Origin of the sequence: Paraburkholderia sp. SIMBA_027 (genome assembly GCF_046535315.1) — a bacterium.
GTDB classification, from domain to species: Bacteria; Pseudomonadota; Gammaproteobacteria; order Burkholderiales; family Burkholderiaceae; genus Paraburkholderia; species Paraburkholderia tropica.
Genome location: NZ_JAWRWY010000004.1, coordinates 159,989 through 182,402 on the forward strand (window position 1 = coordinate 159,989; position 22,414 = coordinate 182,402).

The following is a 22,414-nucleotide window of genomic DNA, read 5'->3' on the forward strand; positions in this document are numbered from 1 at the left end:
CGACGGACTCATGCGGTTTTACGCGGACTATCGCGCCTGTTTGCACAGGAGAATCACACCGCAGGTGTCGGGATCGTCAAGACGAAAAATCGCCTCTGATCCTCCGCGCGCAGGAACCTGCACCGCCTTCGTCGCACTCTGCGGGCCAAGATGAATTTCGATCTGGTAGCGGCCCGCCGGCAGGCGGACAAACAGGAACGGCCCTTCCGTGCGCACTCGCAGAACACGATGACGCGACATATTCCAGATGCTCACGTCGACATCGGACAGGAACGCACCCGACTTCGTCGTGAAGGTCATGCGCAGGTTGTACTGTTGAGCCTGCGCTCTGAACGCTTCGACTTCGGTTTGGCCAATGCCCCCTGTGATGTAGCTGATGCCGTTGTGCCGGACGGGTGCAGACGCCGGCATTGCGTCCACGCTTCCGGAAAAAACGACCAGTCCGGCAAAGAGGAGGAAGGCGTAAAAGCGGAAAAGCGTGAACATGAACGGGCTCCATTCGCTTGAACTGCGCCACGACCCGGTGCTCGACGTGGCATCGATGAAGCAAGAATAGAAATGTCGCTCGAACGGCAATTGATATGCATCAATTGGCGCTGCCGTTCCTGTCACAAACTCGAACAGCGCGCCTCCTCCGCTCGCCCCGTCGCTCCGTGGCCGAACGTGGCCGGGGCGTGATCCATCGGCACGCTTGAAGAACCGACCGGTTGTTTGTATGGACACCCGTTGCGTTTCTAGGCGCCCTCATCGAGCGCGTGGAACAGTTCATCCTCCTGCGTGCAGTGCAAGCGTACAATCGCGTCCAGTCCGTACAGTAGTCGCTGGAATTCCTGAATGCTGTCCGCGTCGGGGCCCTCGCTCGGTATCTCCGCCGTCATCTGTCCAAGCAGACGGGCAAGGCGAAATATTTCCCGATGCGTGCCGCTCATTGCCGCCATCGGATCTTCTCCACCGAGCAGGCGCGCGAGATCCGGATACACCTGCGCATCGTCGCGCTGTTCGTGCGGAACCAGCTCTCGGGACAGCGACGCGTTCACGCTCTCGAGCGCGCTTGCAATCGTCGTTCGCGGCAGTCGCGGTAACTCGTCCGCCAGCTTCCGGATCTGTTCGATCACCGGCCCGAGTTCGACGTGACCGGCTTTCAGACGGTCCGCATCGTCCCGCGCGAGACTACCGGTCGTCGCCGTGGCGCGTATCCGCAGCGCCCGCAGTGCATTCGCGATGACACCCACGTCGATAAGCTCCTGAACCATCGCGCCCGCCAGGGGCTGCAAATAGCCGAGGGCCGCCACCACCATGGCCGCAATCGAAAGCGCCATGCCGGTCACCACGCTCTGCATCGCGATCCGTCGGGTACGGCGAGCCACTCTCAATGCCTCCACGAGGCGATCCAGGCGGTCTACGAGCAGCACGATGTCTGCGGCCTCCGATGACGCAGCGGCCCCGCGCGCGCCCATCGCGATCCCGACGTCGGCGGCCGCGAGCGCAGGGGCGTCGTTGATGCCGTCGCCGACCATGATGACCGTGCCTTGCGCTCGAGCGGCGTGGATAGCGGCGAGCTTGTCCGCGGGCGTTTGCTCTGCGCACACTTCGGTGACGCCGAGCATTGCACCGATGGTTTCGGCCACGTCGCGTCTGTCGCCGGTGAGCATGATGAGCCGCCGGATACCTTCCTGACGCAGCAACCTCAGCGCTCGTGGCGTCTCCAGGCGGATCTGGTCCGCCATCTGAATGGCGCCCGCCATGACACCGTCGACGCCCACGAACACGGCCGAGGCGCCTTCGCTGGCAACGCGCTGAAGGAAGGCCTTGCTCCAGGGCGCCGGCGTCGCGACCGTCGATACATAGGCAAACGAGCCGATCGCCACCACCTGACCGTCGATCTCCCCCGTCAGTCCCGCGCCGGGCTGTTCGACAACACGGGCGGGCACGGCAAGCGAGAGCTTGCGCTCGCGTGCGGCCGTGGTTACCCCCTGGGAAATCACATGCCCCGACGCTTGAGCAAGCGAAGCGGCAAACCGCAACACGCTGTCCGCCGTTGTCCCGGGATCCGTGACGACCGCGACCAGACGAGCATGGCCGCCCGTCAGCGTGCCGGTCTTGTCGAAAAACAGGATGCCTGCCTGAGCGAGACGCTCCAGCGCGCCGCCGCTTTTGACGAGTACGCCGCGCTTTGCGCAACGCGACATGCCTGAGACGACTGCCACGGGCACCGCGAGGATCAGCGGGCATGGGGTTGCAACGACGAGAACCGCCAGCGCACGCTCGACGTTGCCGGTGACAAGCCAGCTCGCTCCGGCAAGCAACAGGGCGACGGGGATAAAAAGCAATGCATAGCGGTCGGCGAGGCGCGCCGCGGGACTGCGGCCTTGCTGCGCTGACTGCACCATGCGGACGATCCCGGCAAACGTGCTATCGCTGGCGGCCGCTGCGGCCACCATTTCGAACGGCGCTCCCGCGTTGACTACGCCGCTGGGCACGGACTCCCCGGGCGGGCGCGACTGGAGCACGGACTCGCCCGTGAGTGCGGATTCGTCCAGCTGCGCGTGGCCAGCGAGCGTGCCATCGACCGGTACAAACTCGCCGCTTCGCACCAGTAACCGATCGCCCGGAACAACGGCGTCCAACTCCACGCGAAGCCACTCGCCGCCTTCGAAGCGATTGGCGTAGTGCGGCGCGTGCGCGAGCAGCGCCGTCATTTCTCGTCGCGCCCGCTCGTGTGCATAGTGTTCGAGCGCGCGTCCACTCGCCAGCATGAGCGCGATCACCGAGGCGGTAAGGAATTCGCCGAGTGCCAGTGCAAAGCCTATGGCGAGCAGCGCGAGGATATCGATGCCTGCTTCGCGGCGCCGCAACGCCTGGAAAATGGAAATCGACAACGCCAGCAGGACCGGCGCTGCCCCGACGGTCCATACCGCGTGGGCGATCACGCCTCGGCCGAATGCCGTGAGCATGAGGCCGCCTATCAGACCCAGGGCCGTGATGAGCAGAAGGACGAAGTCGATGGAACGCAATAGACGTCGCATGGCGAAACCACCAGGTTCTCTCGAGGCAGATTGCGGTACGAATTTCCGGACGACTGTAAGGTGTGCCTGACACAGTGTATTAACCGGTTCTTAGCACCCCTTGACTGGCGTCAAACCAGGCCGGACGCCGACGGCTCCGATCTGAATCCAGACTCGTTTGCAAACAGGCGTCCTTGCGACGAAACCCTGCGAGGTTCGCGCAGCGAGCGGTCTCTTAAGCGTTGGATAAGGCTTCTCGTGCAAGATACACGCTACACACGTTCCAAACTCTTCAAGGAGTGACGATGTCTGCCATCAAGCAAAACGGCGACGAGACCTACGGACTCGTTGCCCGACTTCTTCACTGGTCGATTGTCGTCCTGGTTGCTGCTCAATTCGTCGTGGCCTGGACGATGCCCGACGTGCACCGCGATACGCAACCGGTCGGACTCATTGCGTGGCACCTTGCGATTGGTACGGCACTCATTGCGGCCATGGCTGTACGGGTCGTCTGGCGCGTCACGCACAGGCCACCTCCGGGCACACTGCCGCCGCTGCTGGCCACCGTTTCTCGCTCCACGCACTTCCTGCTTTATGCCGCGCTGATTGCGGTTCCGCTGCTTGGCTGGGCCAACGCATCGTCACGAGGGTGGAAAGAGACGGTCTTCGGCGCACTACCGTTGCCAGCGCTCGTGCCCACCGGATCAACCGCCGGACATGCGATGGGAGACATCCATGGCACGCTCGCCTGGGCGCTGCTGGTGCTGATCGGCGTGCATGTCGGCGCAGCACTGTTCCACCGTTTCGTGCTGAAGGATAAGGTGCTGCAACGGATAACCGGGTAATCGCCATCCGGTCATCGCGTCAACAGTTTGCCAATGGCTCGTTTCCTGCAAAAGGAACGAGCCGTTTTTCATTTAGTGCCTTTAATCGATCCTCGCTATTGCCGCGGCAGTTTGACATGCGTCACGCGTGGCGCCGCGGCGGAAAATCAGAATAAAAAACGAGAGGCCTGTCCGCTGAGAGATGCGCCGTGGCGACACGGTCAATCCTGTTTGTGGTCGCGCTGCTTGCCTTGTTTTGCGTATTCAGGTGCCCCGGCGAGGTCCGCTGCCGATGAACAGGTTGTTGCCTGGCGAAAAATAAAAGCGGACAGCCGAGCTTCGGTTTCAGTGAAAACCTGCTCGATCAAAGGCAGCAGAGTATCGCCACTGTACTTCTGGGTAAAAACCCGCTGCCTTTTGCTCGCGAAGACCTCGAGCGTCGTGAGATAGATTGACTCCGAGCGCGTTATCGTGAGACTGCAATGCGTGACTTCATTAGCGAAGTGGAGCAGTTTTAAAAGGGCCTGCGCTGCCGCAGATTCGATTTCCCGCGTTTTCTCAAAGCCGACGCAGGCCACATCCATTCCGAGTCCCATATCCCCCCCATACTATTCACCTTCGACTGGAAGGGTTTGCCCGAGTCTGTGCCTTTCAATTGCATAGCGCAACAACTGTTTCACGAAATGCACGCCAGCCAAAAAGTATACAGAATCCGCTCTGTATCGGACCTGGTTGCCTCGCCCATCTTCTGGCGATACAGTCTGAATCTACCCGCATAGTCGCGGAACCATGGAGCGCGTCATGATCAGGGTTGGCATAGCTGACGAACACGCGATCATCCGCGTAGGAATCCGAAGCGCGCTGGAATTGGCAGGCGGTTTCGACATTGTCGGCGAGGCATCGGACGGCGACGGGACGCTTCGTCTGGTCACACACTCCTCTCCAGACATACTGACTCTTGGTCTAGCAATGAGCGGCTTGCGCGGCGAACATCTGATCCGCGAAATTCGGCGCTCAGTCCAATCTCCGAAAGTCCTGGTGGTGACGAAATACTCAGACCCTGGTGTTGCCCGCGAATGCCTCGCAGCGGGGGCTTCAGGTTTCGTGACGAAGAACAGTCCGGCACATGAACTGATCGCGGCGCTGCGGAAAATTGCTGGCGGTGGGGTATATATCAACCTTTCAGGTCGTATTGAAACGCAAGTCGATGCCGCAACATCGCGTGGACTTCCCCACGAGAGGCTAACAGCGACTGAAATGCGCATTTTTCAGCGCATTGCGTGCGGGCAATCCGGAGTCGAAATAGCGAACACCATGGATATCAGTCAGAAAACCGTCAGCACTCATCGCGCAAACATCATCAGGAAGATGGAACTTCGCAACGATATCGATCTTATCCGTTATGCGATTGCCTACAAGCTCGTGCCCGACGACGATCCATGAGGGTGACGCTGCTCTGGCTGAGCGCAGCACATGACCAGTCCCGCGCGACAAACTGATTCGCTTCAATCGGGTTCTTCGCCTTTATCTTCCGCCCACAATATTCAGGTTCCCTGAGCATTACGCAAGGGATGACCGGCGTGCTGTTGCCGTCGGGGCGATACGATCGTCGGAGGCTCCGGAATCGCGCAACACACGCAGCACGCGCGAGTCCAGCGTTCGTCGATGGAGGCGCGAGCGCTCGAAGCCGTGCTCAGCAGCACGCAGGGGGCAGGGTCAATCTCGCCGACATCGCGCGAATCGCAGGGCGCCCCTGCAACTGCCCGGCGGGGGCGCCATTCGCCAGGGTTGCAGCCGAGAACGACCCTATGGTCGCCGCCGTAGCAGGCCGCAGCGCTAACCGCCCTCGGGACGCCGCGCTGCTGAAGCGCACAATTCCGGAAGAAGCCCGACGGCGCCGATGATAGTGTTATCGTGGCCGCCATGACCACACAACCCAAAAACCAGCGGCAAATTCAGAAGGAAGCGACTCGACAGCGCATCCTTTCAAGCGCGCTCGAATTGTTTGTTTCGCGCGGCTACGTGGCGACCACCGTCGACGACATTGCCGCCGCCGCGAACACCACGCGTGTCACGTTCTACTCTCACTTCGAGTCGCGCCGCGAATTGATGCGCGCGGTGATTCACGAGCTCGACACCATCCTTGAGCGGCGCGACGAACCAGGCCGCAGTTCCACCGCCAGTTCGCTGGTCGCGGCCGTGCGCGAAGGCTCGCACGAAATGCTGGACGACTGGCTGCGCGCGCAGGCCGCGCGCTGGCCGTTGATCAAGCCTTATCTTCTGGCCGTCACCGAGGCCGCGGCGGTCGATGCCGAAATGCGCGCACTGATGCGCGGCTGGATCGAGGAAGTGGTGGCAGACATCCGGGAAGGCCTTGATGCCGCCAACCGCTACGAGCCGGGCACGCGACATTTTCGCGGTGAACTGGCCTATGTCGCGCTGGAGCAGACCGCGCTCTCATGGATGCGCGGCGAGCTGGATCTGACGTCCGAACCGGCGCTCGATGTCCTGGCCGAACTGTGGTGGAAGATGCTGGGCGCGACCTGATTCGGGATTACCCTGTCATGGTATCCATTGGGTTTACATGATGTAAAGCGAAACTAAGAATACAGGCCATCCATCCACCACGAGGAGCTGGCCTGTGACACCCCGTTCATCCGGTATCGACCTTTGGGCCGCCGATGTGCTCGTCGATCCTTACCCGACATACCGCGCATTGCGCGAACTCGGCGACGTCGTCTATCTCACGCACTCGAATCTCTACGCCTTGACTGGCTACGATGTCATCAAGGACGCGCTTGCGGACCCGGCGCGATTCTCGTCCGCTCAGGGCGTCGGCTTTAACGACGGTGTGAACCAGGCCTTGCAGGGCACGTCGCTGGCCTCCGACCCGCCGACCCATACCCAATTGCGCGCCGCGCTTTCCGAAAACCTCACGCCGCGGGCTCTGCGCGGACTGGGCGAGCAGATCAAGGCGAATGCGCAGGCGCTGGTGGCCCGCCTCGTCAAGCAGCCGTCCTTCGACGCGATCGACGAAATCGCCCGGCGCTTTCCGATCGGCGTTGTCGCCGACCTCGTCGGCTTTCAGGGCGAGGCCAGGGCGAACATGCTGCGCTGGGGACAGGCCGCGATGGAAGTCATCGGGCCGATGAACCAGCGCACGGTGGAGAACTTCCCCATCGCGGGCGAGCTTTACGGCTACTGCTCGCAGATCACCCAGGACACCCTCACCCCTGGCTCGGTCGGCTGGGGCGTCTTCGAGGCGGAGAACAACGGGATGATTCCCGCCGGCGCCGCGCGTCACATCATCCACCAGTATCTCGGCGCCGGGCTCGACACGACGCTTGCCGCGATCGGCAACACCGTCGCGCTGTTCGGGCGTTTTCCCGAAGCGTTCGCCAAGGTGCGAGCCGATCTCTCGCTCGTTCCGTCGGCGTTCAACGAAGTGCTGCGCTACTACTCGCCCGTCCATGTCTGGAGCCGCGTGACGGCGCAGGACGTGGAAGTCGGCGGCGCGACGATCCCGGGCGGCTCGCGCATTGCGGTCATGCTGGGCGCCGGCAACCGCGATCCGCGTCATTACGCGAACCCGGACATCTTCGACGTGACGCGCAACCCGATCGACCATCTCTCCTTCGGCTATGGCCCGCACGGTTGCGCCGGTCAGGGTCTTGCGCGCATGGAGGGCGCGGCGATCATCGAGGCGCTGGCCACGCAGATCAAGTCGTTCCGCATCGGCGAGGTGGCCCGCGCGCCGAGCAATGTCACCGTGTCCTTCGACACCGTTCCTGTCATCGGGCTGGAGGTCGCATGATCAAACTGATACTGGATCGCCCGCGTTGCGAAGGTCATGGCCTGTGCGAAGAAGTGGCCGCGCAACTGCTTCATATCGACGATGAGGGCTATGCCGCCATCGACGTGAACGAGATCAGCGCGGCGAACCTCGCGGCGGCGCAAGCCGCGGCGCGTGTCTGCCCGGTGGCCGCGCTCAGGCTCATCGAGGACGAGGCGCCCTGATGAACACGCTTTCGGATACCCCGCGACGCATCGTGGTGGTGGGCAACGGCATCGCGGGCTTGACCGCGTGCGACACGCTGCGCGCCGAAGGATTCGACGGCTCCATCACGATCATCGGGGACGAACCGGTCGCGCCTTACAGCCGCCCTGCCTTGTCCAAGGCCTTGTTGCGCGACGGCGATGACCTCACCTCGCACCTGCTGCCGGAGGCGACCCACGGCGCGACCGAGCGGCGCGGCATGGCTGCCGTCGGTGTCGATGTGGCCAGGCAATGCGTGCGGCTTGCGGATGGCGACGCGGTGCCGTATGACGCGCTGGTGATCGCCACCGGCACGCGCGCCAGACGCCTCGTTCGCGGCAATCCTAGCGATCCCGGCGAGGGATACACCGTTCGCACGCTCGCCGACGCGCTGGCGCTGCGTGCGCGGCTCGCGTCGAGACCTTCGGTCGTGGTCGTGGGCGGTGGTCCGCTCGGCATGGAGATCGCATCCGGCGCGGTGGCGGCGGGATGCGCGACCACACTCGTTTCGCAAGGCATGCCGCTCGCTTCCCAGCTCGGCGCGTGGCTCGCCGCGCGGCTCCATCATGCGGCGCTCGCGCAGGGCCTCACCATCATGACGACGGGCTGCGCGGAAGTCGTGACACGTGACGGGTCGTCCGTCGTAACTCTCGGCGACGGCACAGTCATCGAGGCGGAGGTGATTGTTTCGGCCATCGGCGACGTTCCGAATGTCGAATGGCTGACCACGAGCGGACTGCTCACCGGCGGCGCGCTCGTAGTGGACACGCGCGGCCTCGTTCGTCCGAATATCGCGGCCGCGGGCGATGTCGCCGCGTTTCCGCACGCGGGGCGCGTCGCGCGTGTGCCGCTGTGGACGAGCGCCATCGATCAGGCAAAGGTGGCCGCCGCCGCGCTGCTCAGACCGGATGCGCCGGAACTGGCCTTCCAGCAGTACTTCTGGACGGAGGCGTTCGGGGTCTCCCTCAAGGCCATCGGGCCGACGCCGGTCGCGGGCGAGCCGGAGATCGCGGAAGGGACGGCAGAACAGGGCGTGTTTCGCTGGCGACACTCGAATGGCCCGTGGACCGCCGTTGCGCTCGACTATCGCATCCCGATTCCCAAACTACGCCGACTGACGACGCTCGGCGCGTAACGGAGCGAGATTACCGGTGCCGCCGGTCTGGTCGAACCCATTTACGATCTGCCGGGATGCCTCACGGAGATTGACGCGCTCGCATAGAGCTGGATTCAGATTGCGTGATGGAAACGTCATCGAGATCCCGCCTTATCTCGCGAAGTTCCGCCTCGGGTCGATTCATTCGCGCGCATGCACCTCGCCGAACAGAAAAATCAACCAATAAAAACGCATTTGGACATGCCGATTCATCCAATGACTCGGGCGCTGTCCTGCGTTCGGCACTCAACTCAATGTTGAGCAATTCATAACAGTCTGTTCCTGAAAGCCGACTTTATCGGCTTCGGTTCCTGCATCGATTATATCGATCACCCGTCGCGCCGCGAGCCGAGACGGGTTCAATTCTCATACCAGTCCACGACGGCAGCCACACCCGCAGCCAGTTCAAACGCCAGCCCGCAAGAGCCTTTTAAAAGAGGAAGGCAGATCCATAAAATGGATAATCATATTAATAAATTCCCGAAAGTTATATCGGAATACACAGAGACAACTCGCAAATACAAATATGATTCTATGAATAGAAGAAAGATCAGGATGGACATCCGGGCGACCAGCGTTCTGCTTGCTTTTGTCAGCCCGGTGTTGCATGCGCAAAGCTCGGTGCATCTGTCGGGATCGGTGGACGCGGGCATTGCCTACGTCAGCGACGCAGGCAATGCCAATGGTCATCAAAGCGCGTGGCAGGCAAAGAACGGGGACATCAACATCAGCCGCTGGGCGCTCTCCGGCAATGAACAGATCAGCAACGATCTCAGCGCGATCTTTACGCTGACTAACGGGTTCAGCGTCATGAACGGCTCGGCCGCGCAGCAGGGCCGACTGTTTGGTTTTCAGTCGTGGATGGGACTTGCTTCGCAGTCGACAGGCACGCTCACCTTCGGTCGTCAGTTCGACGAGGTCGTTCAGTTTGTCGAACCGTTTGCGCTAGGAGGAACACGATACGGCGGAACAGCCTTCGCCCACGTTTTCGACAACGACAACCTCGACAACTACACGCGCACGAATAACTCCGTGAAATACACAAGCCCTGTGCTGCTGGGCGGCGTGAAGCTCGGCGCGCTATATGGTTTTTCGAATGAGGCAGGCGGCTTTGCGGATAACCGCGCATACAGTTTCGGCGCGGGCTATCAGTCCAACAACCTGGACCTCGGGGCTGGCTACCTCCAGTTCAATAACGCATCGAATCTCGCGACGGCCAACACGAATGGCGCCGAGCCGGCCGGCGCGCCGTTCAATGCGCAGCGGCAGAGCACCTGGGCCGCAGGCGGCCTTTATCACGTCAATCAGACCGCCGTCGGACTCATATTCAGTGAGACGCGCCTCGACAAGGCTACGTCGATCAACAACGTGGCCGATACCGCCATCAAACTACCCGGCGAAGACGTGCGCTTCGACAACGTCGAAATCAACGTGCGCTACGCGGTGAATCCGCGGTGGGACATTTCGGCAGGCTATACGTTTACGCTTGGCCGTTTCGCTACGGCGACGGGCGTGCGTTATCCGAAGTGGCATCAGGTCGGCATCGTCAACACCTACTTCCTGACGCCCCGCACGGACGTTTACGCGGAAGCCATTTATCAGCGCGCCAATCAATTGGCAGGAACGGGTATTCAGGGTGCGCAGATTTCAAACTTCTCGCGCGCATCCGGCGCAAACCAGCTCGTCACCGCGCTGGGATTGCGGCACCGTTTCTGATCGATCCGTTGCACATCACGCGGCAGCGCACGATATCGGATAGACACGCGCTGCTGTCTCGTCAAACGGAAAACCTATCCAGTCTCGACACGATTGCGGCCAGACTTCTTGGCCCGATAAAGCGCCTGGTCTGCGCGCCTCATCAACGTGTCGACATCGATCTCGTCGGCTTCACGCGTGACCACACCGATACTCACGGTGAATGCCACCGGCTTTACGCGCCACACGTGCTCGAAGTCCCGCCGTTCGATGCGCTGCCGCAGTGTGTTCGCGATGCTCTGCGCAAGACCGACATCGGCGCCCGGCAGCGCAGCGACGAACTCCTCACCGCCCCAGCGAGCAAACAGGCACGGCCGTGTCGTGATCGATTCGCCGATCTTCGCGAGCGCGCGCAACACTTCATCGCCAACGTCGTGGCCATACTGGTCATTGATCTTCTTGAAGAAGTCAATGTCGAGGATGAACACCGAAAACAGATCGGTGGTCCCGAACAATTTTTGTACGAACTCCAGAAACGCCCGGCGATTCGGCAAACCTGTGAGCGCATCGGTGACGGCCTGCTTCTTGAGCAGTTCCATTAGTCTCGCGCGATCGGTAATGTCGCGAACGACCGCCATGAATTCGACGCCGCCATTAAAGCTGATCTTGGAGACCGCAATTTCAACCGGCACGATCGAGCCGTCGCGATGCTGTCCGTACACACTGTTGGTTTCGTCCATACGCGGCGGAGTTGCCTGCCGAAGCGTCGGCTGATAGGCGTCCGCGAACTGCTTCACCTTGTGCGGATGGCCGGCGCGGAATCGCTCGGGCAACAGGGTCACGATGGGCTGGCCGAGTATCTCGGCCGACGAATAACCAAAGAGATTCTCCGCTGCGCGATTGAACAATGTGATGTTGTGCTGCTCGTCCATGGTCACGATCGCGTCATAGGCGAGGTCGACCAGCGCGCGATAACGCGATGCATCGGCTTCCGGCGCTTGAGCCGGCTGGCTTTGCGCGACCATGTCGAACCCGGTCACGAGCACCTCATCTGCGCATGCGTCGCCGTTTTGACGTTTGATCGGTTTGAGTGAAAGGCGCCACCACGAGCCGCCGTTGCGAACGTCGTGGGTGTGCTCGGGCCGAGCAGGCGAGCCGGCTGAGAAACATGCGAGCAATTTCTCGCGCAACTCGCGCTGTGTGGAATCCGCAACCAGTGCGTCAAAACGGATCGGAAAAATTTGCGTATCGACTGCCGTTTCGCCCAACAGCTCGAAGAACCGGTCATTGCACGCGGTGACGACGAGATGCCTGCTGTCGTCGAGTCCGATCAGGGCGACGCATGGGGCATGGGTGTCCATGGCTGGGTGCTGTTCTTTGAAACGGTCAGACAAGATTTCACCTTACAAAGATGCTTGATCGGCGCGCATGCTGATTGATTGCGAAGGGGCCATCGGCGAGTTCCGGGCGTTTACCGGGTTATCGGCGTTTCGAAGCTGAAACTTTGAACGGTAACTTCGACCGATGCGCGAAGTGAAATTCGTCATTCACCCTACGTGAAGCGTGCCCCGAGCGTCAAGGAACTGAGTTCTCGCGAGAGGCTTCGTCTCCCACTGACTATTACCGTTGATTACAAAATCGGCTCGATTCTGCCGGGAGCATGAGCGGTGCCGGCCGAGCCAACGGTCGATATGCGCAGCGAGCGTGAGTCCATTCTCCGGATCCACGCCCGCTACATCCGTACTATCCTGCCACGGCTTGATGGGCGACGCGGTGAATAGCGTGGGCGTCAGGGTTGCCGTGAGCGCACGAATCTCGCCCTCGTCCCGCAAGGGCGCTACCCTTTGCCAACAGTACGAGTGTCAGTTCCGCGCGCCAGGTTCACGCAAAGCACGCAGAAACAGCCGCAGGCGCTCAGTCACTTTCTGGTCGCGTCGGCTGATCACGTTGAATTCAACGCGGTGTTCCAGTGACTGCTCGAACAACACCCGCATCAAATCACGCTCGATCCAGTAAGCCGCGTAGTGCCGCGGCAGAAAGCCAACCAGCTTGCCGGAGAGCACCAGCATCGCGACGCCCTCCATGTTGTTGGCGACAGCAGCTAGCCGAAAGTTCTCCAGCTCGGGCAGCTCCTTCAGTTCGCGAAAGTAGCCGCGCGTGACATAGTCGATTCCCGTCACTGCGGAGGGATCGAACGTGGACGGTGGGCCATCGAAGAACGCATGGCCCCGGCCGCAATACAACTGGAGCGATTCCGTGTAGAGGTGCTCATACGACAAGCTCGCCACAGCGCCTCTAAACGGTCCGATCCCGACATCCAGCCGCCCGCTTTGCACGGCATCCTCGATCTGACTTGCCGACCCGATCTCCAGCGTAATACTGAGGTCGCTGTCACGCTCTCTGACTGCGCGAAGTGCCGCAGCCAGCCGGCCACCAGGATTGCTGATCGTGTTATCGACTGTGCCGATCGACAGCCGGCCGCTAATCCGGCCGTGAATGGCGCCGATATCCACATGGAAATCCTCCACCGAAGCGATGAGCTTCTCGACGGAATCATAGAGTCTGCGGCCAGCGTCAGTCAGCCGGAATCCGCCTCGGCCACGCTCGCACAACCTCAGGCCAACCCGGCCCTCTAATTCGGCCATCTGAAGGCTGATCGCCGAGAGCGTCATGTTTAACGACGCTTCCGCTGCGGAGAACCCTCCGCAATCGGCGACGGCCTTGAACACGCGCAGTTGGCGAAGATCAAAATCCGAGATTTTCAGCATGGCGCAGCACATGCGCAGTCAAACACCCGAAACGAAAATCCGCCCCCGCAGCGCGCCCGCACGCACCGCGCGTCACCCGTCTTAGCCCCAGCGGCGCACGCGTCATACCTCCTGATTTTCGAAAGTAAGGTTTTGGACATTGCTGTTCATCGTTTCAATTTGTCATGAAAAGATCCGCTTCACCGGTGCGAACCACCTCATCGATTGTAAGCAGGAGAACAGATGGAAAAAAATCGTTTCAGCCCGGTCACCGCGACCGTGCTTCCGCGTTTTGCAGGCATTGCCACGTTCATGCGTCTACCCTACGTCACGCCGCAAGACCCGCTTCATGCCGAGGTCGATATCGGGCTGGTCGGCATTCCCTGGGACGGCGGGACCACGAACCGTGCCGGTGCGCGGCACGGTCCCCGACACGTGCGCGACGCCTCGACCATGACGCGCAACGTGAACCGCGCGTCGGGCATCAATCCGTTTGCACTGTGCAACTGTGCCGATCTCGGCGATACGCCGGTCAATCCGGTCGACCTGACGGCGACACTCGCGCTGATCACGGACTTCTACACGACGCTTCATGACGCCGGCATTGCGCCCTTGTCGGTCGGCGGCGACCACCTCGTCTCGTTGCCTGTCCTGCGCGCGCTCGCGAAAAACGGTCCGATCGGCATGGTGCATTTCGACGCGCATACGGACACCTGGGACCGCTATTTCGGCGACAGTCTCTATACGCACGGCACCCCTTTCCGGCGTGCGATCGAGGAGAACCTGCTCGATCCCAAACGCATCGTACAGATCGGCATTCGCGGGGCGCAATACAACGACAGCGAGAACGATTGGGGCGAGCGCCAAGGTATCCGCGTGATCGATATCGACGAGTTCCACGCGCTGGGCGTGCCGGGTGTGCTGGCCGAAGCGCGCCGGGTGGTCGGCGACCTGCCCACGTATGTGTCGTTCGATGTGGACGCACTCGATCCCGTCTATGCGCCCGGGACCGGCACGCCGGAGATCGGCGGCCTGACGACTTACGAAGCACAACAGCTCGTTCGCGGATTGTGCGGCCTGAATCTCGTCGGCGGCGATCTCGTCGAGGTCTCGCCGCCGTTCGACCAAACCGGCAATACCGCGTTCGTCGGCGCAACCCTGCTGTACGAAATCCTTTGCGTCCTCGCGCAGAGCATCGCCAAACGCAAGCGCGACGCGACACGCGCCCTCGTGTCGGCTTGATACCGGCGCCCGATTCGTCGGGGGCCGGCTGCGCTTCGCTCCGCCTTTCCCATCACCACCACGCATTCGACGGAACCTCTATGCACACCTTCCTTTCGCGGTCGATCATTCCCATCGTCGCCTCCGTCGCGCTGCTGGCCCCAGCCTGCTCGTGGGCCCAGCAAGGCGATCTCCTCGCTCGAATCAAGGACGCAAAACAGCTGACGGTCGCGACTGAAGCCCGCTATGCGCCTTTCGAATATGTCGACGCCGGCAAGATCGTCGGCTACGACATCGACCTCATGAACCACGTTCTCGGCAAGGCGCTGCCGGGCGTGAAACTCAAGGTGAGCGATCTGCCCTTCCAGGGCCTGCTGCCGGGACTCGACGCCCGCCGGTTCGACATGATTCTCGCGGCGGTGACGGTCAACAAGGATCGCGCCGACCACTTCGCATTCACGCTGCCGGTTGCCGACGCCACGATTGGCGTGCTGCTCCGTGCGAACGAAGCCGGTTCGGTTAAATCGACCGGCGATCTCAACGGGAAAATCGCCGGCGCGCAGATCGGGTCGGTACAAACCCAGGCGCTGACCGCCCTCGATAAAACGCTGAAATCCTCGGGCGGCGAAGGGCTCAAGCAGATCAAGCAATACGTGTCCTACGACGAAGCCTATGGCGATCTGGCCGCCGGACGGATCGATGTGGTTGCGCAATCGCTGGCAAACATCGGACCGTTGATGAAATCGCGTCCGGGCGTGTTTGCCGTGATGCCGCAGACCATCGGGCCCAAGAGCTACTTTGCGTGGGTCATGCGCAAGGACAGCGACAGCGGCGCGCTACTGCGTGTGATCAGCGACGGCATCGCCGAGGCGAACCGCGACGGCACCATGAAGAAGCTGCAATTGAAATGGTTCGGCACGACCATGGACGTTCCGGCCGACGCGCTGCCCGTTCCGTCGATGTAAGCGCCTTCACCGCGAAAACATGTCCGTCCCCGCCCTGTTCGGCCGCCTCTCGACCTACCTGCCGCAATTGATGGATGGCGCGCTCACCACGCTTGGCTTGTCCGTGGTGGCGACGCTCGGCGGATTCGTCGGAGGCGTCGCCCTCCATATGATGTCCATTGACCGGAGCGCGTTGCTGCGCCGCACGGCCCGCGTGTACGTGAGCGCAATCCGCGGCACGCCGGTGCTCACGCAACTGCTGGTGCTCTACTACCTGCCCTCCGCGCTCGGCCTCGATATCCCGGGGACCGCCGCGGCGGCAGCCGGTCTGGCGCTGAACACGGCCGCGTATCAATCGCAGATCCTCGGCACCGGATTCCGGGCGATTCCTCGCGGACAAATCGAGGCCGCCAGCACCTTCAATCTCTCGCGCCGGCAGACCCTGTGGCATATCGAAGTGCCTCAGGTAGTCGCCATGACGCTGCCCGCGCTGGTCTCGGAGATGATCGACATCGTCAAGGCGTCGGCGGTCGTGTCGGTGATCGCCGTCACCGATCTGATGCGTGCGGCGCAACAGCTTTCGTCGTCCAGTTACCGGCCGCTCGAAGTCTATACGTTCGCAGCGTGTTTCTATCTGGCGATGACCTCGCTGCTCGCTGTCGCCGCCCGTTGCCATGAACGGCATCGGCAACGGCCTGCGTAACAGGTCATGGCGCTCGACACATGAACACATTTATCCCGCTCATCCCGCGCTTTGCAGCCGCGATGCTCGTCACGCTCGAAGTCAGCTTGACGGGTGCGCTATTCGGCATGGCCGGCGGCTTTCTGCTCAATGCGCTGCGGCTGCGCTTTGCGCGCACGCTGGCCTGGCCGTATCGCCTCTATGTCTGGCTCGTGCGCGGCACGCCGTATCTGTCGCAACTGCTCATCCTCTATTTCGGCCTGCCCGCGCTCGGCGTCACGATGACCGCCGTGCAGGCGACGGTCGTCTCGCTGGCGCTCTATTCGGCCGCCTATTTTGCGGAGATTTTCCGCGCGGGCTGGGCGAGCATCGCGCGCGGCCAGCTCGAAGCCGTACGCGCGTTCGGCATCGGGCGCTGGGCCGCGTTCCGCACGATCGAGTTGCCGCAGGCCATGGCCTTCGCCCTTCCGCTGCTCACCAATCAGGTGATTCTCGTCATCAAGGAAAGCGCGGTGGCGTCGATCATCACCGTGCCCGAATTGACCATGACCACCAGCGACATCGTTGCATCGACCTACACCTACATCGGCCCGTATGCGCTCCTGATTCTGTGCTACTGGCTGCTGACCCAGTCCGTCGCCGCGCTCGCGCAACGCGCGGCCCGGCTGTTTGCCCTTTCCAGGAAGACCTCATGACTGCCTTGCCCATCGTCCAGCTACGCGCCGTCGGCAAGTCCTATGGCGCCAACCGCGTGCTCAAGGGCATCGATCTCGACGTGATGCGCGGCGAAATCGTCACGCTGATCGGGCCGTCCGGTTCGGGCAAGACCACGGCGCTGCGCTGCATGAATTTCCTCGAGGCTTACGACGAGGGCGAAGTGTGGATCAAGGGACAACTGCTCGGCTACCAGTCGACCGGCCGCACGCCGCGCGATCGTGACAGCGAGTCGAGCATCGCCGAAGTGCGCCGCCCGCTCGCCATGGTGTTCCAGCAATTCAATCTGTGGCCGCATCTGTCCGTGCTCGCCAACGTCGCCGCGCCGCTCGTCCTCGCCAAGAAGATCGACAAGCAGCAGGCGCGGCGCCAGGCGCTCGCCGCGCTCGACCGGGTCGGCCTCGCGCACAAGGCCGACGCTCACCCCGCCAGCTTGAGCGGCGGCCAGCAGCAACGCGTGGGCATCGCGCGGGCGCTGGCCATCGAGCCCGAAGTGATGCTGCTCGACGAACCGACTTCCGCGCTCGACCCGGAACTCGTCGAGGAAGTGCTGAGCGTGATCCGTTCACTCGCGCAGGACGGCATCACGATGGTGATGGTGACGCACGAAATGAGCTTCGCGGCCAAGATCTCCGACAAGGTGGTATTCATGGAAGCGGGGCGAATTATCGAGGCCGGACCGCCGGCGCAATTGTTCGGCAATACGCGCACGCCGCGCCTGCAACAATTCCTGAAACCGTGGCTCGACCGCAGCCTGCCGCTGGCGGCCGTCAACGCGGCCAGCGCAAGCGGGACATGATGCCCGCTCGCGCCGTCAGGCGCCCCTCACATGCGGCCCTTCCACGGCGTCAGCGCCCGTTCGACCTGACGCATCAGCAGATCGAAGCAATAGGCCAGTACGCCGATCAGCACGATCCCCATGATGACGACGTCGGTGCGCAGAAAGTTCGACGCATTGAGCACCATCTGGCCCAGGCCCGCGGTGGCCGCCACCATCTCCGCCGCGACCAGCGTCGTCCAGCCAAAGCCGATGGCGATACGCATGCCGGTCAGAATCTCCGGCATGGCGGCGGGCAGCACGACGAGCCGGATCACCTGCCACCGCGTCGCGCCGAGGGAGCGCGCCGCATTGATCTGCTCGATCGCGACCGAGCGCACGCCCGCTTTCGATGCCATCGCGAGCGGCGCGAAACAGGCGAGGTAGATCAGCGTGATCTTGGCGGTTTCGTCGATGCCGAGCCAGATCACGATCAACGGCAGATAGGCCAGCGGCGGCAACGGACGATAGAACTCGATCACCGGATCGAAGATCCCGCGAGCGATCCGCGACGTGCCCATCGCGATGCCCACGGGAACCGCCGTGACGACCGCGAGCGCGAACGCGCTGATCACGCGCACGACACTGATCGAGACGTGCTCGACGAGCGGCGTGCCGCCTTGCGTATCGCCCTTGATCGCCCCGATGAAGGCGTCGAACGTCGCACCCGGCGACGGCAGGAACAGGGGTTTGATCCAGCCAAAATGCGTCGCGGCCCACCACAGGACGATCAACGCGACGGTCGTCGCCGCGCTGATCATCCCCGTATTGCCTTGCCCCGGCGCGCCATAGCGGCTCGCACGACGGCGGCGCGCCTGTCGTGGCACGGCAGGCGGGACGGCCGGGTTCGCGTGCTCGGCCAGTTTGATCGGCGTCGTACCCGTCATCAGTTGAGCCCTCCTGAGGTGGCGGCATGAACGAGCGAGAGCACCTGTTCGCGCATCTCGATGAACGCCGCGCTCGACTTCACTGCGCGGGCGTCGCCCGTTTCGAGGTATTGCCGTGCGAACGGCAGCTTCATCTCGCGCACGATGCGCCCCGGCTTCGGCGCCATGATGATGAGGCGCGTGGCGAGAAAGAGCGCTTCCTCGACATCGTGCGTGATGAAAAAGAACACGCCGTTCGCGTCGTGCCAGAGGTCGAGCAGCAACGTCTGGATCGATTCGCGGGTGAACGCGTCGAGTGCGCCGAGCGGCTCGTCCAGCAACATCACCTGCGGCGACGACGCAATGGCCCGCGCGACGCCCACGCGTTGCTGCATGCCGCCCGACAGCTCGTAAACCGGCCGGTGCGCGACCTCGGACAGCCCGACGCGGCGCAAGCATTCCATGCCGATACGGCGTCGCTCGTGCAGCGGCATGCGGCGCAGGCGAAGACCGAACTCGACATTTTCGACGACGTTCATCCACGGCATCAGCGCATGTTTCTGGAAGACGACGCCGCGTTCCGAGCCCGGTCCGTCGACCGACGCCCCGTCGAGCAGAATATCGCCGCGCGTCGGCGCGATGAAACCGGCGATCGCGTTGAGCAGCGTGGTCTTGCCGCATCCGGACGCGCCGAGCGCGACCACGAATTCCCCCGCCTCGATCGACATCGACACGTTGTCGAGCGCGAGATTCGGCTGCCCTTTGGGAACCGGATATTCGATCGAAAGATCCCTGATTTCGAGCATATCGCTCTCCTTGCGCTACGTGCGCGTCACTTGATGCCAGCGGCCGCTTTCACGTATTCGTCGGTGACGCCCACGGAATAGTCCGGCAGCGTGCTCTGCAAGGTCTTCTGCTCCTTGAGGAAGGCCGCCGTCGCCGCCAGCGATTTCGCCGCGCCGGACGCACTGCCGCCGCCGAGCCACTTGTCCGATGCCTGCTCCTGCGGCGTGGGGAACGCGTAGAGCGCGAGCGCCGCCTGCACTTCGTCAGGCGCGCCGCCCGACACCGCCGCCACCGCCTGGCCCTTCGGCGTCGCGCCGGTCCACTGGTCGGGATGCGCGCGATAGTCCGCATCGCCCTTCGCGAGAATCTGCACGAACGCGGCCATGAAGGGCTGATTGGCTTTCGCCCAGTCGCGGTTCACCACGAAGCCGTCGAAGGTCGCGAGGCCCGTTTCCGCCGCGATCTTCCCCGACGTCGTGACGACCGTTCCGTTCTGTTCGATCTTGCCGAGCACCGGGTTCCAGACGTAGGCCGCGTCGATGTCGCCGCGCTCCCAGGCGGCCGCGATTTCCGCCGGCCTCATGTTCAGCACCTTCACGTCGCCCGACTGGAGCCCGGCTCGCTTGAGCGCAAGCAGCGCATGGAAATGGCTCGTCGAGACGAACGGCACGCCCAGACGTTTGCCCTTGAGTTGCGCGATCGTGGTCACGCCGCTGCCTTTGCGCGCGACGAGCGCTTCCGCGTTGTTGATATTGTCGAGAATCCAGAAGAGCTGGATCGGCAATCCCTGACTCAGGCCGGCGGCAACCGGGCTCGATCCCGCCTCGCCGAGCTGCACGTTGCCCGACGCCATGGCACGAATCACATCGCCGCCGCCGCCGAACTTGCGATAGCTGACCTTGTATCCGGTCGCCTTCCCGGCTTCGTCGAGTTGTTGCGCGTAGCGCCACGGCACCATCATGTCCTGATAGGCGATCGTGACTTCCTTGTCGGCGGCGAACGCGCGGGTTGCCGTGCAGGCCGCCCCTGCCGCGCAGAGCACGAGGAGCGTACGCGCGATGCGGGAAACCTGCGTGCGGGTCGAACCAAAACGTCGGGCAAGCGTCTTCATGCAGTCGTCCTTTGATTGATGGGATGTCGATCGGCGACATGCTTCACGTGCATATCGCGCCCCATCCAGCGACGCAGAATCCAGGCCAATGGATGGTGCCAGCGACGACTTTCAACAGGGCCAGCCGTGTTATCGCTCGTGCGGCGCGCGGCGTGAGCGCCGCATCATCGGCAAGGTAGCGCGCGCGCCGTCTCGTGCAAGTACCGTTCTGGTGCAGCGGCCGTGCGTTCGTTGTGCGCGTGGCACGATGCCGGGTCGACGCTCACGTCTGCATCGTGGCGCGCGCACCGGCGCGACGCATGCACTGGCGGACAAGCCGCGCCAGCGTCTGAACACCGGGCTCGATGCGCTCAAGCGGGATCGACGAAAATCCGAGTCGCAGATGCGGCTGCGTCATCGCGCCATGAAAGAACGGCTCGCCGGGATCGTAGATCAGCTTTTCCGCGATGGCGGCGGCGCGCAGCGCGGCCAGGTCGGGGTGTCCCGGCAGGCGCAGCCACAGTGCGGAGCCGCCGCGCGGCGGTTCGAAGCACGCATCGGGAAGATGGCGGCGCAACGCGTCGCCTACCGCCCCGGCGCGCACGCCGAGCGTCTGGCGCGTCTGCGTCAGCAGTCGGTCGTAATGCCCGTGCTCGATAAAGAGCGCCGCGGCGATCTGGTTGTTGCCCGGCACCTGACGCACCATGAGCCGGCGAATCACGCGCAGACGCTCAATGACGGATGCGGGAGCAACGATGTAACCGATCCGCAATCCCGGCGACAGCAGCTTCGACAGGCTGCTCAGATAGATCACGCGATCGCTCTTGTCGATGGCCTTCAGCGCCGGCAGCGGCTGGCCGAGGTACTGCGTCTCGGGATCGTAGTCGTCCTCGATGATGATCTGGTCGTGACGCGTCGCGTGATCGAGCAGCGCGAGCCGCCGCTCGGTGCTCATCGTCACGCCGGTCGGGCATTGATGACTCGGCGTGCAGTAGACGTAATCGCATTCGGCGAGCGCCGGCGTGCATGCCACGCCCTGCGCGTCCACGGGCAGCGGCACGATCTGCGCCCGCCGATGCGCGAAGATATTGCGCGCGTCCATGTAGCCGGGGTCCTCGACGCCGATCCTCGTGCCCTCTCGCGCGAACAGATCGGCCAGCAGATACAGCCCATGCTGCGTGCCGAGCGTGAGCAGGATCTGGTCCGGCGTTGCGGCAATGCCGCGCCGGGGCAGTACGCGGCGGATCAACTGGTCGACGAGTGCCGCCGCGTCGCCGCCCGTGCTGTCCTGCGCCCAGTGTTCGACCGCGGCGACTTCAAGCGCGCGCCGGCTGCATTCGCGCCAGTGCGCGAGCGGGAAAAGGCTCGGGTCGAACTGGCCATAGACGAACGGATAGCGGAACTTCTCCCAACCCGACGGACGGTCGAGCCAGCGGAACGACTCCTGCAGGCGGGCGGTACGCGCCTGCCAGTCCGGTCGGCCGCTGGCCTGGGCACCACCGACGTGCGCGACGTCCGCGCGATCGATCGCGCTACACACATAGAACCCATCGCGCGCACGCGCTTCGAGATAGCCATCCGACACGAGGCGCTCGTAGACGAGCACGACCGTGTTGCGCGACACGCCGGCAAGAACGGCCAGATCGCGCCCCGACGGCAGCTTCAAGCCAGGCGGAAGGCGCCCGTCGAGGATCGCACCGACGAGCGCGGTGCGCAGCCGCGCCTGAAGCAGCGTGCCGCCCTGCGCCGGGCTCGACAGCAGTTGCCGCCACATCAGTTCATGTTCGTCGCACTGCATCCGCCCTCCCGGCTGGCACCATCGAAACCCATC

General features: G+C 63.1%; 21 protein-coding genes. 12 read left to right on the top strand and 9 right to left on the bottom strand.

The window, feature by feature from the left end:
- Positions 1-27: 27 nt before the first annotated feature.
- Positions 28-486, bottom strand: a complete 459-nt coding sequence (locus SB764_RS08765; RefSeq protein WP_156773757.1) for a carboxypeptidase regulatory-like domain-containing protein — start codon at positions 484-486, stop codon at positions 28-30.
- Between the two features lie 248 nt (positions 487-734).
- Positions 735-3,026, bottom strand: a complete 2,292-nt coding sequence (locus tag SB764_RS08770) for a heavy metal translocating P-type ATPase (RefSeq protein WP_410863251.1) — start codon at positions 3,024-3,026, stop codon at positions 735-737.
- Positions 3,027-3,310: 284 nt separating this feature from the next.
- Between SB764_RS08770 and SB764_RS08775 the strand changes: the two genes are divergently transcribed.
- Positions 3,311-3,850 carry a cytochrome b gene (locus SB764_RS08775; RefSeq protein ID WP_321870653.1) on the top strand — a complete coding sequence of 180 codons (540 nt, stop codon included), beginning with the start codon at positions 3,311-3,313 and terminating at the stop codon, positions 3,848-3,850.
- A gap of 200 nt (positions 3,851-4,050) precedes the next feature.
- Here SB764_RS08775 and SB764_RS08780 read toward each other — a convergent pair whose 3' ends face one another.
- On the bottom strand, positions 4,051-4,425 hold the full coding sequence (locus SB764_RS08780) for a hypothetical protein (protein WP_410863253.1): 375 nt from the start codon (positions 4,423-4,425) through the stop codon (positions 4,051-4,053).
- Between the two features lie 205 nt (positions 4,426-4,630).
- Here SB764_RS08780 and SB764_RS08785 point away from each other — a divergent pair, with 205 nt between their 5' ends.
- From SB764_RS08785 to SB764_RS08810, 6 genes are all read left to right on the top strand, one after another.
- Positions 4,631-5,272: a response regulator gene (locus SB764_RS08785; RefSeq protein WP_410863255.1), complete on the top strand. Its 642-nt coding sequence runs from the start codon at positions 4,631-4,633 to the stop codon at positions 5,270-5,272.
- Between the two features lie 480 nt (positions 5,273-5,752).
- Positions 5,753-6,376 carry a TetR/AcrR family transcriptional regulator gene (locus SB764_RS08790; protein ID WP_065060524.1) on the top strand — a complete coding sequence of 208 codons (624 nt, stop codon included), beginning with the start codon at positions 5,753-5,755 and terminating at the stop codon, positions 6,374-6,376.
- A gap of 136 nt (positions 6,377-6,512) precedes the next feature.
- Positions 6,513-7,643, top strand: a complete 1,131-nt coding sequence (locus SB764_RS08795) for a cytochrome P450 (RefSeq protein WP_410863257.1) — start codon at positions 6,513-6,515, stop codon at positions 7,641-7,643.
- Positions 7,640-7,846, top strand: coding sequence for a ferredoxin (locus SB764_RS08800; protein ID WP_074986150.1), 207 nt, complete (start codon positions 7,640-7,642; stop codon positions 7,844-7,846). Before SB764_RS08795 ends, SB764_RS08800 begins: the two co-directional genes overlap by 4 nt.
- Positions 7,847-7,878: 32 nt before the next feature.
- On the top strand, positions 7,879-9,000 hold the full coding sequence (locus SB764_RS08805) for an NAD(P)/FAD-dependent oxidoreductase (protein WP_321902525.1): 1,122 nt from the start codon (positions 7,879-7,881) through the stop codon (positions 8,998-9,000).
- A gap of 576 nt (positions 9,001-9,576) precedes the next feature.
- A complete protein-coding gene (locus SB764_RS08810) occupies positions 9,577-10,737 on the top strand; it encodes a porin (protein ID WP_410863259.1) in 1,161 nt (386 codons plus the stop codon).
- A gap of 74 nt (positions 10,738-10,811) precedes the next feature.
- Here SB764_RS08810 and SB764_RS08815 read toward each other — a convergent pair whose 3' ends face one another.
- Together SB764_RS08815 and SB764_RS08820 are read right to left on the bottom strand one after the other, a co-directional pair.
- Complete coding sequence (locus SB764_RS08815; RefSeq protein ID WP_183716766.1) at positions 10,812-12,077, bottom strand: sensor domain-containing diguanylate cyclase; 1,266 nt, start codon at positions 12,075-12,077, stop codon at positions 10,812-10,814.
- A 501-nt stretch (positions 12,078-12,578) separates the two neighbouring features.
- A complete protein-coding gene (locus SB764_RS08820) occupies positions 12,579-13,484 on the bottom strand; it encodes a LysR family transcriptional regulator (RefSeq protein ID WP_065060518.1) in 906 nt (301 codons plus the stop codon).
- Between the two features lie 222 nt (positions 13,485-13,706).
- On the opposite strand from SB764_RS08820, the gene speB reads away from it, so the two are divergent.
- The 5 genes from speB to SB764_RS08845 are packed head-to-tail and all read left to right on the top strand — an operon-like array spanning position 13,707 to position 17,823.
- On the top strand, positions 13,707-14,705 hold the full coding sequence (gene speB, locus SB764_RS08825; protein ID WP_321866979.1) for an agmatinase: 999 nt from the start codon (positions 13,707-13,709) through the stop codon (positions 14,703-14,705).
- Positions 14,702-15,649, top strand: a complete 948-nt coding sequence (locus SB764_RS08830) for a transporter substrate-binding domain-containing protein (RefSeq protein ID WP_321968919.1) — start codon at positions 14,702-14,704, stop codon at positions 15,647-15,649. Before speB ends, SB764_RS08830 begins: the two co-directional genes overlap by 4 nt.
- A gap of 19 nt (positions 15,650-15,668) precedes the next feature.
- On the top strand, positions 15,669-16,331 hold the full coding sequence (locus SB764_RS08835) for an amino acid ABC transporter permease (protein WP_110328681.1): 663 nt from the start codon (positions 15,669-15,671) through the stop codon (positions 16,329-16,331).
- A 20-nt stretch (positions 16,332-16,351) separates the two neighbouring features.
- Positions 16,352-17,005 carry an amino acid ABC transporter permease gene (locus SB764_RS08840; protein ID WP_183039581.1) on the top strand — a complete coding sequence of 218 codons (654 nt, stop codon included), beginning with the start codon at positions 16,352-16,354 and terminating at the stop codon, positions 17,003-17,005.
- Positions 17,002-17,823: an amino acid ABC transporter ATP-binding protein gene (locus SB764_RS08845; protein WP_074986140.1), complete on the top strand. Its 822-nt coding sequence runs from the start codon at positions 17,002-17,004 to the stop codon at positions 17,821-17,823. Before SB764_RS08840 ends, SB764_RS08845 begins: the two co-directional genes overlap by 4 nt.
- A gap of 26 nt (positions 17,824-17,849) precedes the next feature.
- Here SB764_RS08845 and SB764_RS08850 read toward each other — a convergent pair whose 3' ends face one another.
- The 4 genes from SB764_RS08850 to SB764_RS08865 all read right to left on the bottom strand — a co-directional run bounded on the left by SB764_RS08850 (position 17,850) and on the right by SB764_RS08865 (position 22,381).
- Positions 17,850-18,728 carry an ABC transporter permease subunit gene (locus SB764_RS08850; protein ID WP_065060512.1) on the bottom strand — a complete coding sequence of 293 codons (879 nt, stop codon included), beginning with the start codon at positions 18,726-18,728 and terminating at the stop codon, positions 17,850-17,852.
- On the bottom strand, positions 18,728-19,513 hold the full coding sequence (locus SB764_RS08855; RefSeq protein WP_410863263.1) for a taurine ABC transporter ATP-binding protein: 786 nt from the start codon (positions 19,511-19,513) through the stop codon (positions 18,728-18,730). Before SB764_RS08855 ends, SB764_RS08850 begins: the two co-directional genes overlap by 1 nt.
- Positions 19,514-19,539: 26 nt before the next feature.
- A complete protein-coding gene (gene tauA / locus SB764_RS08860; protein WP_410863265.1) occupies positions 19,540-20,604 on the bottom strand; it encodes a taurine ABC transporter substrate-binding protein in 1,065 nt (354 codons plus the stop codon).
- A 262-nt stretch (positions 20,605-20,866) separates the two neighbouring features.
- The gene (locus tag SB764_RS08865) at positions 20,867-22,381 is read right to left on the bottom strand and encodes a PLP-dependent aminotransferase family protein (protein ID WP_110328682.1); all 1,515 of its coding nucleotides are present in this window, start codon (positions 22,379-22,381) and stop codon (positions 20,867-20,869) included.
- Between the last annotated feature and the right edge of the window lie 33 nt (positions 22,382-22,414).